This window comes from Streptomyces sp. NPDC048484 (assembly GCF_040651415.1).
Classification (GTDB): domain Bacteria; phylum Actinomycetota; class Actinomycetes; order Streptomycetales; family Streptomycetaceae; genus Streptomyces.
In genome coordinates this window covers 115,288-128,237 of sequence record NZ_JBEZJY010000026.1, presented here as the reverse complement: position 1 = coordinate 128,237, position 12,950 = coordinate 115,288, and the positions used below count along the sequence as shown (strand labels likewise).

9 protein-coding genes and 1 pseudogene are annotated in these 12,950 nt (G+C 68.5%); 8 read left to right on the top strand and 2 right to left on the bottom strand.

What is annotated here, in order from left to right; genetic code table 11:
• Positions 1-54: 54 nt before the first annotated feature.
• A complete protein-coding gene (locus AB0D14_RS26060; protein ID WP_362783330.1) occupies positions 55-1,689 on the top strand; it encodes a DEAD/DEAH box helicase in 1,635 nt (544 codons plus the stop codon).
• A 161-nt stretch (positions 1,690-1,850) separates the two neighbouring features.
• On the opposite strand, the gene AB0D14_RS26055 is transcribed toward AB0D14_RS26060, so the two are convergent.
• Entirely contained in the window at positions 1,851-2,204 is a 354-nt protein-coding gene (locus tag AB0D14_RS26055; RefSeq protein ID WP_362783327.1) for an LPXTG cell wall anchor domain-containing protein, read from the bottom strand.
• 110 nt (positions 2,205-2,314) lie between these two features.
• Here AB0D14_RS26055 and AB0D14_RS26050 point away from each other — a divergent pair, with 110 nt between their 5' ends.
• The 6 genes and pseudogenes from AB0D14_RS26050 (at position 2,315) to AB0D14_RS26025 (ending at position 10,633) form a co-directional block, all read left to right on the top strand.
• Positions 2,315-2,683, top strand: coding sequence for a hypothetical protein (locus tag AB0D14_RS26050; RefSeq protein ID WP_362783325.1), 369 nt, complete (start codon positions 2,315-2,317; stop codon positions 2,681-2,683).
• Between the two features lie 209 nt (positions 2,684-2,892).
• Positions 2,893-4,158 carry an Ig-like domain-containing protein gene (locus tag AB0D14_RS26045; protein ID WP_362783322.1) on the top strand — a complete coding sequence of 422 codons (1,266 nt, stop codon included), beginning with the start codon at positions 2,893-2,895 and terminating at the stop codon, positions 4,156-4,158.
• A gap of 501 nt (positions 4,159-4,659) precedes the next feature.
• Entirely contained in the window at positions 4,660-5,874 is a 1,215-nt protein-coding gene (locus AB0D14_RS26040; protein ID WP_362783319.1) for a transposase, read from the top strand.
• A gap of 2 nt (positions 5,875-5,876) precedes the next feature.
• Positions 5,877-6,281 (top strand): annotated as a pseudogene (locus tag AB0D14_RS26035) (ATP-binding cassette domain-containing protein); the annotation flags it as partial.
• Between the two features lie 150 nt (positions 6,282-6,431).
• Positions 6,432-9,755: a S8 family peptidase gene (locus AB0D14_RS26030; RefSeq protein WP_362783316.1), complete on the top strand. Its 3,324-nt coding sequence runs from the start codon at positions 6,432-6,434 to the stop codon at positions 9,753-9,755.
• A 107-nt stretch (positions 9,756-9,862) separates the two neighbouring features.
• Positions 9,863-10,633: an antibiotic biosynthesis monooxygenase gene (locus AB0D14_RS26025; RefSeq protein ID WP_362783313.1), complete on the top strand. Its 771-nt coding sequence runs from the start codon at positions 9,863-9,865 to the stop codon at positions 10,631-10,633.
• Positions 10,634-10,747: 114 nt separating this feature from the next.
• On the opposite strand, the gene AB0D14_RS26020 is transcribed toward AB0D14_RS26025, so the two are convergent.
• Positions 10,748-11,695, bottom strand: coding sequence for a helix-turn-helix transcriptional regulator (locus AB0D14_RS26020; protein ID WP_362783310.1), 948 nt, complete (start codon positions 11,693-11,695; stop codon positions 10,748-10,750).
• Positions 11,696-11,878: 183 nt separating this feature from the next.
• Here AB0D14_RS26020 and AB0D14_RS26015 point away from each other — a divergent pair, with 183 nt between their 5' ends.
• Positions 11,879-12,919, top strand: coding sequence for an NAD(P)-dependent alcohol dehydrogenase (locus AB0D14_RS26015; RefSeq protein ID WP_362783307.1), 1,041 nt, complete (start codon positions 11,879-11,881; stop codon positions 12,917-12,919).
• Positions 12,920-12,950 lie beyond the last annotated feature (31 nt).

Here is a 12,950-nt window from a genome sequence, read left to right as displayed (position 1 = left end):
GTGTGTCCTATGCACGGGAAACCGTGAGGCCCAGGAAGGAATTCCAGATCCAGCATGACTCGATCCGAACGTCCTGAACGACCCGCCGGCCAACGCCCGGCGACTTCCCGGGGTACCCGCGGCTCTCGTGGCACACGCGGCGGAGGCCCGGCGGCTTCCGCCAACGGCGGCAACAGGAACGTACGCAAGAAGCCGTCCCCGCAGTCCTCCGCGCCGCGGGAGTTCGCCCTGCCGCAGTCGCTCACGCCGGCGCTGCCCTCCGTCGAGTCCTTCGACGCGCTGGACATGCCGGCCGCGCTGAACAAGACCCTCAGCGCCCAGGGCGTGACCGAGCCCTTCCCGATCCAGGGCGCGACACTGCCCAACTCCCTCGCCGGGCGGGACATCCTCGGCCGGGGCCGCACCGGCTCGGGCAAGACCCTCGCCTTCGGCCTCGCGCTGCTCGCCCGTACGGCCGGCCGGCGCGCCGAGAGCAAGGCGCCGCTCGCGCTCGTCCTGGTGCCCACGCGCGAACTCGCGCAGCAGGTAACCGACGCGCTGACGCCGTACGCCACGGCAGTGAACCTGCGGCTCGCGACGGTTGTCGGCGGGCTCTCCCTCGGCAAGCAGTCGGCTCTGCTGCGGCGCGGTGCCGAGGTGCTCGTGGCCACGCCCGGGCGCCTCAAGGACCTGATAGACCGCGGCGACTGCACGCTCGCGCGGGTCGGCATCACCGTCCTCGACGAGGCCGACCAGATGGCGGACATGGGGTTCATGCCCCAGGTCACGGCGCTCCTCAACCAGGTCGAGCCGGACGGGCAGCGCATGCTGTTCTCGGCGACCCTGGACAAGAACATCGACAAACTCGTGCGGATGTTCCTCACGGACCCCGTCGTGCACTCCGTGGACCCGTCGGCCGGCACGGTGACGACGATGGAGCACCACGTGCTGCACGTCGCCGACGAGACGGACAAGAAGGCCGTCGCGATGCGGATCGCGGCCCGTGACGGGCGCGTGCTCCTCTTCGTCGACACCAAGCGCTCGGCGGACCGCTTCACCAAGCGGCTGCTCGCGAGCGGTGTGCGTGCCTCCGCCCTGCACGGCGGACGCTCCCAGCCGCAGCGCAACCGCACGCTGGACCAGTTCAAGACCGGTCTGGTGACCGCCCTGGTCGCCACCAACGTGGCGGCGCGCGGGATCCACGTCGACGACCTCGACCTCGTCGTGAACGTCGACCCGCCGGCCGACCACAAGGACTACCTCCACCGGGGCGGCCGTACCGCTCGCGCGGGGGAGTCCGGCAGTGTGGTCACGCTGGTCCTGCCGGAGCAGAAGCGGGAGATGACCCAGCTGATGGCCAACGCGGGCATCAGTCCGCACACGGCCCGCGTCAGGTCCAGCGACGACGAACTCGTACGGATCACCGGCGCGCGCGAGCCGTCCGGGATTCCGGTCGTCATCTCCGTGCCTGAACCGGCTGCCGCCCAGCCTTCGCAGGGGAAGTCGCGGGCGCGGCGAGGTGGCAGTGGCGGTGGCCGCGGAGCGGCTGCGGCCGGTACGCGGTCCGGTGGCGGTGCCGCCGGCGGCACTCGGTCCGGGTCCGGCGGGGGCGCCCGGTCCGGTTCCGGGGCGGTGGCGGCTTCGCGTGCGCGTGGAGGCGCGGGTTCTCGTACGCGTGGAGGTCAGGGGGGCGGACGCCGGTCCGCCTGAGAACTCCGCGAGAACTCCGCCTGAGAACTCGGGCGAAGTCTCGGGGGAAGTGCTGTCGGGCGGCTGCGGGATCGTCGTGGCCGGCCGCGCCCGTGCGACGGGGCTGCGTGTGACGCGGCCCCGCGGCCTGGGCGCCCTGGGGCGCCCAGGGCGGTACTCGGTCAGTACTCCGTCATGCGCTCCCTGCGGACCGAGTAGACGACGAACCCTGCCCCCAGGCCCAGGAACAGCGTGCCGCCGGCCACGTACGGGGTCGTGTCGAAGCTTCCCGTGTCGGCCAGGCGGGTCCGGGTTCCGTCGGTCGTCCCGGTGGCCCTCTCGGCTGCGGCCTCCTCCGACGAACCGGCGGAGGTGTGTGCCGCGGTGCGGAGCACCGCGGTCGTCGTGGTGGTCGTTGTCTGTGTTCTGTGCTCCGTGGGTTTGTCGTCCGTCGCGTTGGCGGATGGAACGAACCACAGGGCACCCAGAAGGGTCCCCGCGGCGGTGGCGGTCAGCAACGATCGACGTGCGGACACGGAATATCGATCCCCTTGTGACGCTGGCGAATTGGCCGTGTGGGGCGATGTTAGTGAAAGGTGCGGGTCACGGGAAAGTCACGGTGGCCATGAGTCGTATTCTCCGCTGTATGAGCACACCTGAGACATCACGATTTGTGCGGCTGCGTGTCGAAATGGTCATCGAGGTCAACGACGAGAACGCCCTCACCAAGGCCGCGTTGAGCCGCATCGCCGAGGACCCCGAGGTCCCGGCCGACGAGCGGACCCAGGTCGAGAGCACAGTGACGGAAGACACGGCCGAGGCTCTCGCGTACCTGGTCGACCCGTTCGACCTGGTCGGGGGCGTACCCGGGGTCGAACTCGCGCAGGCGTCCTGGAGCAGCGAGCAGGTCGACCACGACCCCGATTCGCCGGATTGGGACCTGGACGAGGATGATGACGCCTCGGACGACACCTCGGACGACGACACCTCGGACGAGAAAGCAGCGACCGGCTGACACCGCCTGGGAGAATTGTGGCCCCGGGCGGCAACCGCCACCCGGGGTTCTGTCGTCTCATGAGGCGCAGTGACCGACACCCGTACCAGGCGTATCCCCGTGGATCGGCGTGGCGTGCCCCACATCCTTGTTGGATGTGGAACAGGACGAAGCGGTCGTAGCGTTGAAGGTGTTACGGGGACTCATGGGGTTTTGGGGATTCGGCAACGATGGAGAAGCGTGTGATGACGGACAGTAAGCGGCGCAAGGGCCTGACGGTCGCGTCCGCACTGCTCGGCGGGGTGCTTGTGCTCTCTGCGTGCAGCGGAGAGAGTGACGGCAACGCCAAGGGCGAAGGTGACGGCTCCTCGCAGTCCAAGGTCGACGAGGCGGCGGCGAAGGATTCTTCCGAGGCCCAGATCAAGATCACACCCAAGGACGGTTCCGACAACGCCTCCATCAACAGCGCTGCCGCGGTCACTGTGACCAAGGGCACGCTGAGTGATGTGACCATGAAGACGTCTGAAGGCACCGCAGTCGAGGGCGAGATATCGTCCGACAAGAAGTCCTGGAAGCCCAGTGGCCAGCTCGAACGCGCGACCGCCTACAAGATCGCCGCGACGGCCAAGGACTCGGACGGCCGCGCCGCCCACGAGAACGCGTCGTTCACGACGGTCTCCCCGGACAACAGCTTCATCGGCAACTTCACGCCCGAGGACGGTTCCACCGTCGGCGTCGGTATGCCGGTCTCGATCAACTTCGACAAGGCGATCACGAACAAGGCGGACGTCCAGAAGGGCATCACCGTCTCCTCCACCAGCGGCCAGGAGGTCGTCGGCCACTGGTTCGGCGCCAACCGCCTGGACTTCCGCCCCGAGGACTACTGGAAGGGCAACTCGACCGTCACCCTGAAGCTGAACCTCGACGGTATCGAGGGCGCCGACGGTGTGTACGGCGTGCAGCAGAAGACGGTCACCTTCAAGGTCGGCCGCAACCAGGTCTCGATCGTCGACGCGAAGACCAAGACCATGAAGGTCACGCAGGACGGCAAGACCATCAAGACCATCCCGATCTCCGCCGGTTCGCCCGAGAACAAGACGTACAAGGGCCAGATGGTGATCTCCGAGAAGTTCAAGGAGACCCGGATGAACGGCGCGACCGTGGGCTTCACGGACGGCGACGGCAAGGGTGAGTACGACATCAAGGACGTACCGCACGCGATGCGTCTGTCGAACTCCGGCACGTTCATCCACGGCAACTACTGGGGCGCCAAGTCCATCTTCGGCAGCGCCAACACCAGCCACGGCTGCGTGGGCCTGTCGGACACCAAGGGTGCCAACGACACGACCTCCCCGGGCGGCTGGTTCTTCACCAACTCGATCGTCGGTGACGTCGTGGACGTGCGGAACACCGGTGACAAGACCGTCGCTCCGGACAACGGCCTCAACGGCTGGAACCTGGACTGGGCGGCGTGGAAGGCCGGTTCGGCCGCCTGACCCGAACACGCCTCGTCCCGAGGGCGGCTGCTCGTCACGAGCAGCCGCCCTCGGCGTTTTCACAGCGTTCCGGGGAGCGTTCCGAGGGCCTGCACAGCCTTCTCATCCTTCTCTTATGCGGGCGCCCGTCGCCCTCAGCACGATCGCCGTGGCGGTCGGCCTCGCTGTCGCTGGCGGCCTCATCGCGGGCGCCTTCGGCGGCTGGCGCGCTTCCCGCCTGCGCCCGGCTGACGCCCTGTCCGAGTCGGGTAAACCGAGTCCGGCCCACCTGACTTCAGCGAGATTCTTGCGAGGAACCCCAGGCGTTTATGCCTGGGAGGAATCGCATCGTGTGGTGGCGACGCGGAGCATCGCAGTATCCAGGGGTTCGGGTGCGGAGCGCCCGTAGGACTGTCCGGCGGAGCCGGACGGCAAGGGAACGGGTGAACGAGTGATCACTATTTCGTGGTCAGTTGTGCGAGAGATGCCCGCTTGTACGGACGGCTGCGTAGCGTCGTGTCCGTGAAACTCACCGTGCAGGTCAAACTCACGCCGTCGCCCGAGGTGGCCACGGCACTTGAGGCGACCCTGCACGCGACCAACGACGCGGCGAACTGGCTGTCTGTTCGCGCCCAGGGCCGCAAGGACGACCGAGACCGCACGCGCAAGGCATTGCAGCCCTTCGCCTATGCCGAGCTGAAGGCGCGGGGGCTGTCGGCGCAGCCGGCACTGCATGTGATCCGGAAGGTGGCCGATGCCTACTCGACCCGCAAGGCGAACCTGAAGGCCGGGAACTACGGCAAGAAGGACTCCGAGCGGTATCGGCGCATCGCGAGCACCCCGGTCCGCTTCCGCCCCGACGCCGCCCAGTCGTATGACGACCGGTGTCTTTCCTGGCAGTACGACCAGCAGACCGTGTCGGTCTGGACCACCAGCGGCCGTATCCGGGGGGTGCCGTTCATCTGCTCGCCCGGCGCGCTCAAGACGCTGGCTGAGCATCGCAGGGGCGAGAGCGACCTCGTCCGTCGTGACGGGGCCTGGTATCTGATCGCCACCTGCGAGATCCCGGCCGCCGATCCCACGATCCAGCCGGACGGCTGGATCGGCGTGGACCTCGGGATCGCGAACATCGCCACCACCTCGGACGAGGGGGAGCCGTTCGCCGGGCAGGAGCTGAACAGGTACCGGCGCCGTCAGCTCCGCATCCGCGCCGAACTCCAGGCACGGGGGACGAAGTCCGCCAAGCGGAAGCTGAAGAAGCGGTCCCGTCGTGAGGCGCGGCACACCACGCACATCAACCACGTCATCTCCAAGCGCATCGTGACCGAGGCTGAACGCACCGGGCGCGGAATCGGTCTGGAAGACCTGACCGGTATTCGCGAACGGGTACGGCTCCGAAAGCCCCAACGGGTCGCGCTGCACTCCTGGGCATTCGCCCAGCTCGCCGCCTTCGTGCAGTACAAGGCAGAGCGAGCCGGGGTCCCGTTCGTCCAGGTCGATCCCGCCTACACGAGCCAGCAGTGTTCGTGGTGCGGGCACACGGAGAAGGCCAACCGTCCCACGCAGGAACTCTTCGCCTGCCGGTCATGCGGCGTCGTTGCGCACGCAGACCACAACGCGGCCCGCAACATCGAGGCCCGCGCCGAACACGTCTGGGCTGCTGTCAACCAGCCCCATGCGGCGGACACCTCTGGTGCTCCAGCTGCAAGCGCGGGCCTTCAGGGCTCGCGTAGTTGACCCTCATTCCCACCCCTACCGCCCAGGAGAACGTGGAGACCGCCCTCGTACCGCTGAAGGTGAAGGGCAAGGAGCGGCGGGAAAGAGCCGCGGCCGCGCTGGAGTCCGTCGGGCTCGCCGAGCGGCTCCGGCATCTGCCGGCCGAGCTCTCCGGAGGCCAGCAGCAGCGCGTCGCCATCGCCCGCGCTCTGGTCAAGCAACCGAAGGTGCTGCTCGCCGACGAACCGACCGGAAACCTCGACGAGTCCATGCGCGACGAGATCATGGACGTACTCGAAACCATGTGGAAGGAGCACGGGCTCACTTTCATCATGGTCACGCACGATTCCGCGATCGCGAAGAAGGCCCCGAGGGTCGCCACGATCCGGAAGGGAAGGATCACAGTCAAGGAGAACGCCAACTCTTAGGCGTGGCAGTCCTATTGAGCACCTGATCACCCCCCGGCATACTGCGTATTCCGGGGGGATGCGCGCGAGCATGCGTACGGGATGCCCCCCGGCCGGATGAACGGGGGTTCATCCCGGACCAGCTCTTCAGGGGGAAACTTGCGCAGACAAGTGAAAAGAGCGTGCGCGGCCACGATCGCCACGGCGGCAGCCGTGGCTCTGGCGGCGGGCATGACCAGCCCGGCGTCGGCGGAGGCAGAGCGTGCGGCCAGTGACTCGGCCGGCGGCGCGGCCGTACAGACCGCGCCCAAGCACCGCATCACCCTGATCACCGGCGACCGTGTCGTCGTCGACGCCAAGGGCCGCGTCATCGGCCTGGAGCGGGCCAAGGGCCGCGAGGGGATACCCGTCCAGATCCGCAAGGCCGACGGACACACCCTCGTCGTGCCGGCCGACGCCGCGCGGCTCATCGCCACCGGCAAGCTCGACCAGCGGCTCTTCGACGTCACCGAGCTCAACAAGTCGGCCAACCGCAAGGCCCAGAAGCAGGGCCTCAAGCTGATCGTCGGCTACCGCGGTGCGGCCTCGGCCGCGAAGGCGGACGTCCGCGACGCCGGCGACACCCAGGTCCGCAGGACGCTCAAGACGCTGAACGCGGACGCGGTGCTGACGCCCAAGGGTGACGCGCCCGACCTGTGGGCCGCGGTCACCGACTCGCGGTCCGGCGGCGCGAGGACCGCCTCCGGTGTCGCCCATGTGTGGCTCGACGGGGTCCGCAAGGCCAGCCTCGACAAGTCCGTTCCGCAGATCGGCGCCGACAAGGCGTGGGCCGCCGGATACGACGGCAAGGGCGTCAAGATCGCCGTCCTCGACACCGGTGTCGACGCGACCCACGCCGACCTTGTGGGCCAGGTCGTCGCCGAGAAGAACTTCTCCGGCGCCGCCGACGCGACCGACAGGTACGGCCACGGCACGCACGTCGCGTCTATCGCGGCCGGTACGGGTGCCAAGTCCGCGGGCAAGTACAAGGGCGTCGCGCCCGGAGCCAAGCTGCTCAACGGCAAGGTGCTCGACGACAACGGCTCCGGCGACGACTCCGGCATCCTGGCGGGCATGGACTGGGCGGCCGAGCAGGGCGCCGACATCGTCAACCTCAGCCTGGGCGGCGGGGACACCCCCGACATCGACCCGCTTGAGGCGCAGGTCAACAAGCTGTCCAAGGAGAAGGGCATTCTCTTCGCGATCGCCGCGGGCAACTCCGGCGAGCAGTCGATCGGCTCCCCGGGCAGCGCGGAGGCCGCGCTCACCGTGGGCGCCGTCGACGGCTTGGACAAGCTGGCCGAGTTCTCCAGCACGGGCCCCGGCCTCGACGGGCAGATCAAGCCCGACGTGACCGCGCCCGGTGTGGACATCACGGCCGCCTCGGCCCCGGGAAGTGTCATCGCCAAGGAGGTCGGTGAGAACCCGGCCGGTTACGTGTCCATCTCGGGTACGTCGATGGCGACCCCGCATGTCGCGGGCGCCGCGGCGATCCTGAAGCAGCAGCACCCCGACTGGACGTACACGCAGCTCAAGGGCGCGCTGACCGGCTCCGCCAAGGGCGGCAAGTACACGCCGTTCCAGCAGGGTTCGGGCCGCATCCAGGTCGACAAGGCCATCAAGCAGAGCGTGGTCGCCGTCCCGTCGTCGGTGAGCTTCGGCGTCCAGCAGTGGCCGCACACCGATGACACCCCGGCGACCGAGAAGGTCACGTACAAGAACCTCGGGACCGCCGACGTCACGCTGAGCCTCGCGGTGACGGCCACCAACCCGAAGGGGCAGGCCGCGCCGGCCGGCTTCTTCACGCTCGGCGCCAGGACGCTGACCGTCCCGGCGGGCGGCACGGCCTCCGCCGACCTCAAGGTCAACACCAAGCTGGGCGGCACGGTCGACGGCGCGTACTCCGCGTACGTGACGGCGACCGGCGGCGGCCAGAGCGTACGCACGGCGGCGGCGGTGCAGCGCGAGGTGGAGTCCTACGACCTCACGCTCAGGTTCATCGGCCGTGACGGCAACCCGGCGAAGTACTACAACACCAACCTGTCCGGTGTCTCCGGGCTCGCCCAGGACAAGTGGTACTCGCCCTACGACGAGTCCGGCACCGTCAAGGTCCGGGTCCCCAAGGGCGGTTACATCTTCGACTCGGCGTTCGCCACCGACCCGGAGGACTTGAGCAAGGGCGCCGACTGGGTGGCCCAGCCGAAGCTGAGCATCACCAAGAACGACACGCTCACGGTGGACGCGCGGAAGGCCAAGCCGGTGGACATCACCGTGCCCGACGCGGAAGCGAAGCCGGAGTTCGCCTCGGCGGACTACACCGTGGACGTGGCGAGCGGCAGCTACTCGTTCGGCTGGTTGCTGGACTCGTTCGTCAACTTCCGTGTCGCGCACGCCGGTCCGCAGATCACCGGCGGCAAGCTGTACCAGCAGTGGGACGGCCACTGGGCCAAGCCCGCCGACGAGTACGACACCACCGCCGGCGCCAAGGTCACACAGCTCGCCACCGGTTACACCAAGCACTACAAGGCGAGCGAACTGGCCACGGTGAAGGCCGGTCTGGGCGCCTCGGCGAGTGGCCGGAAGGGCGCGCTCAGCGCCTGGGGCGAGCTGCCCGGCAGTTCCGGCGGCTCCGCGATCGGTATCCAGCAGGCGCTGCCCGGCACCCGGACACTGCACCTGTCCACCGCGGGCGGAGTGAAGTGGAACCTCGACTTCGAGCAGCACGGCGGGCTCGACGAGTACGGCTTCCCGATCATCGAGGCCTTCTACACGCTCGGCACCCCGCAGACCCTGAAGGCGGGCAAGAGCTACGAGAAGACCTTCAACACGGCGGTCTTCGGCCCGCGCATCGGTTCCGGCCTGGGCATCTACCGCGAGGGCAACGGCATCTACGGCTCCCTGCCGCTGTTCGCCGACGGCAAGACCCACGCCGGCTCCTCGCTCTACTCGGCGGTCACCACGACCCTCTACCGCAACGGCACCAAGGTCGGCTCGAACAGCGACCCCCTGACCGGCGGCATCTTCAAGGTCCCGGCCGGTGACGCCGCGTACAAGCTGACCACCTCGGTCAAGCGCAGCGTCAAGGTCGCCGCGGCCTCCACTCGCGTCGACGCCAGCTGGACCTTCCGCTCCAAGAAGGCCGACCTGGCCAAGCTGCCCGCGTCCTCGATCCGCTTCGACGCGGCCGTCGGCCTGGACAGCAGGGCTCCGGCCGACAAGAAGGTCTCCGTCCCGGTGACCGTCCAGGGCTCGGCAGCGGGCTCAAACCTGAAGTCCCTGTCGGTGTACGTGTCGTACGACTACGGCCAGACCTGGAAGAAGGTCACCGTCAAGAACGGCAAGATCGCGATCACGAACCCGGCCAAGGGCAAGGGGATCTCGTTCCACGCCAAGATCGCCGACAAGAAGGGCAACAAGTCGACGATCTCGATCTACAACGCGTACTACGGGAAGTGAGCCGAAAGGTTCGCTGAACACAGACATAAAGGCCCGCTGAACGCAGGCATATACGAACGGTCCGTCGCAGGAGAGCTGTCGGCGGGCCGTTCGGGTATGCGGGGGGTATGACCGCGCACACCGTTGAGTACATCCGGTACCTCATTCCCGAGCAGCAGTCGCCGCAGTTCCTCGCTGCCTATACCCGAGCCGCCGCGCACCTCGCGGCGGCTCCAGAGTGTGTCGACTACGAGCTGGCCCGTTGCGAGAAGGACTTCGAGCACTTCGTGCTCCGCATCACCTGGACGTCCACCGAGGACCATGTCGAGGGTTTCCGCCGGTCCGAGCTCTTCACCGACTTCATCGCCGAGGTAGGCCCCTTCGACGGGTCCATCGAGGAGATGCGCCACTACAAACCGACGACGGTACGGGGTACGGGGTCGGCCGTGCCCACGCTGTTCTCCTGGGCCGGGGGCGCCGAGGCCTTCACACGTCTCACCGAGGTCTTCTACGACAAGGTCCTCAAGGACGACGTCCTGGCCCCCGTCTTCGAAGGGCTCGCCGCCGAGCACGCGTCCCATGTCGCGTCCTGGTTCAGCGAGGTCTTCGGTGGGCCGCCCTCCTATTCCGAGACGCAGGGCGGGCACGGGCACATGGTCGCCAAGCACCTGGGGAAGAGCATCACCGAGGTCCAGCGGCGGCGCTGGGTCAATCTGCTGCAGGACGCGGCGGACGAGGCGGGGCTGCCGACGGACGCCGAGTTCCGCTCTGCGTTCGTCGCGTACGCGGAGTGGGGGACACGGTTGGCGGTGTACTTCTCCGGCCCGGACGTGGTGCCGCCGGGGGAGCAGCCGGTTCCACAGTGGTCGTGGGGTTCAGCCCCGCCGTACCAGGGCTGATCCCGTTCCCGGGGCCCCTGGGTACCTAGGGGCCCCGGGAACTGCGCAACGGGGGTTCGGGGGCGGAGCCCCTGAGCAGTGACGGGAAGGGCAGGGGCGGCGGGGGCGAAAAAACTACGCCCGCGGCGCCGACGTCCCCGCCCGGGTCGCGTCCGTACCCCAGCTGGCAAGCAGCCGCAGCGCCTCCGCCGACGGCGAACCCGGCTCCGCGTGATACGTGATCATCGACAGCTCCTCGTCGTCGACGAGCTTGAAGGTCTCGAAGGAGAGAGTCAGCTCGCCGACGAGAGGATGATGCAGGCGCTTCACACCGTGGCTCTTCTCCTTGACGTCGTGCGTCGCCCAGAGGCGCCGGAACTCCTCGCTCTTCACGGAGAGCTCGCCGACGAGGGCAGACAGGCGAGGATCGTCCGGATGGCAGCCCGCGTCCATGCGCAGATAGCTCACGATGTCGGACGCCTTCCGCTCCCACTCCACGAACAGCTCGCGGTACTCGGGCTTGAGAAACACCAACCGCGCCCAGTTCCGCTCCTGCGCAGGCATCTCGGACCAGTCCCCGAAGACGGCCGCGGCCATCCGGTTCCAGATGACGATGTCCGAGCGCCGCCCGACGACGTACGCGGGCACACTGTCGAAGGTGTCGATCAGCTGCCGCATCGCCACCCGCACCTGCTGCGGCCGGCCCGACGGCTTCTTCTTGTGCTGCTTCGGCTTCGCGAGATGCGTGAGATGCGCGTGCTCGGCCCCGCTCAGCCGCAGAGCGCGCGCGATCGCGTCGAGCACCTCCCCCGACACGTTCCGCCCGTTGCCCTGCTCAAGGCGTGTGTAGTACGCCACGGACACCCCGGCCAGCTGCGCCAGCTCCTCGCGGCGCAGCCCTGGCACCCGGCGGTGCCGCCCGAAGTCCGGCAGCCCCACGTCCTCCGGCTTCAGCCGCGCCCGGCGGGTGCGCAGGAACTCGCTGAGCTCGGCGCGCGGGTCCAGCGGCCGCCCCGGCTTCTGGCCGGCTTCGCCGGTGGGCCCCTGAGAGCGCCCCTGAGAGGGAGAGGGCTGTTCGTCCATACCTCGAGTATTCACGGTGGCGCGCAGTCGTACGCGTACGACCCTGCCCCCATCAGTAGTAGGACCAGTGGACGTACGAAGAACCGTGGTCTGGGTGACAGGCGGCAAGCGCGGCAGGCTGGATGCCGTACCCGGCCGGAAAGCAGGCCGGGCGCAGTATCACTCCTTAGGAGATTCCCCCGCATGACCACTGTCGCCGCATACGCTGCTTCCGCCGCCAAGGCTCCGCTGGAGCGGACGACCATCGAGCGTCGCCCGGTCGGCGAGAACGACGTCCTCATCGAGATCAAGTTCGCCGGCATCTGCCACTCCGACATCCACCAGGCCCGCGAGGGCTGGGGCGAGGCCATCTTCCCGATGGTCCCCGGCCACGAGATCGCCGGCATCGTCACCGAGGTCGGCTCCGGCGTCAGCAAGTTCGCCGTCGGCGACCGCGTGGGCGTCGGCTGCATGGTCGACTCCTGCCGCGAGTGCGAGAACTGCAAGGCGGGCCTGGAGCAGTACTGTGCCGAGGGCAACACCGGCACGTACAACGCCGTCGACAGGAACGGCGAGGTCACCTACGGCGGCTACTCGACCCACATCGTGGTCGACGAGGCCTTCACCGTCGGGATCCCCGAGGGCCTGGCCCTCGACGAGGCCGCGCCGCTGCTGTGCGCCGGCATCACCACGTACTCCCCGCTCAAGCACTGGAACGCCGGCCCCGGCAAGAAGGTCGCGATCCTCGGCATGGGCGGCCTCGGCCACATGGGCGTCAAGATCGCGCACGCGCTCGGCGCCGAGGTGACCGTCCTGTCGCAGTCGCTCCGCAAGCAGGAGGACGGCCTGAAGCTGGGCGCCGACCACTACTACGCGACCAGCGACCCGAAGACCTTCGAGGAGCTGCGCGGCTCGTTCGACCTGATCCTCTCCACGGTCGCGGTCCCGCTGGACCTGGACGCGTTCCTCGCCCTGCTCAAGACGGACGGCGCCTTCGTGAACGTGGGCGCGCCCGAGGAGCCGGTCTCCCTGAACCTGTTCTCGGTGATCGGTGGCCGTAAGACCCTGGCCGGCTCGGGCATCGGCGGCATCCAGGAGACCCAGGAGATGCTGGACTTCTGCGCCGAGCACGGGTTCGGCGCGGAGATCGAGCTGATCAGCGCGTCCGAGATCAACGAGGCGTACGAGCGGGTGCTCGCGAGTGATGTGCGGTACCGGTTCGTGATCGACGCCGCGACGATCTAGAAGATCTAAGCGCGTTTTCGGCCGCGGGCCG

Bases quoted from the DNA above. Each gene is read 5' to 3' on its own strand.
- AB0D14_RS26060 (WP_362783330.1), top strand. From the start codon at position 55: ATGACTCGATCCGAACGTCCTGAACGACCCGCCGGCCAACGCCCGGCG.
- AB0D14_RS26050 (WP_362783325.1), top strand. From the start codon at position 2,315: ATGAGCACACCTGAGACATCACGATTTGTGCGGCTGCGTGTCGAAATG.
- AB0D14_RS26045 (WP_362783322.1), top strand. From the start codon at position 2,893: ATGGAGAAGCGTGTGATGACGGACAGTAAGCGGCGCAAGGGCCTGACG.
- AB0D14_RS26025 (WP_362783313.1), top strand. From the start codon at position 9,863: ATGACCGCGCACACCGTTGAGTACATCCGGTACCTCATTCCCGAGCAG.
- AB0D14_RS26020 (WP_362783310.1), bottom strand. From the start codon at position 11,695: ATGGACGAACAGCCCTCTCCCTCTCAGGGGCGCTCTCAGGGGCCCACC.
- AB0D14_RS26015 (WP_362783307.1), top strand. From the start codon at position 11,879: ATGACCACTGTCGCCGCATACGCTGCTTCCGCCGCCAAGGCTCCGCTG.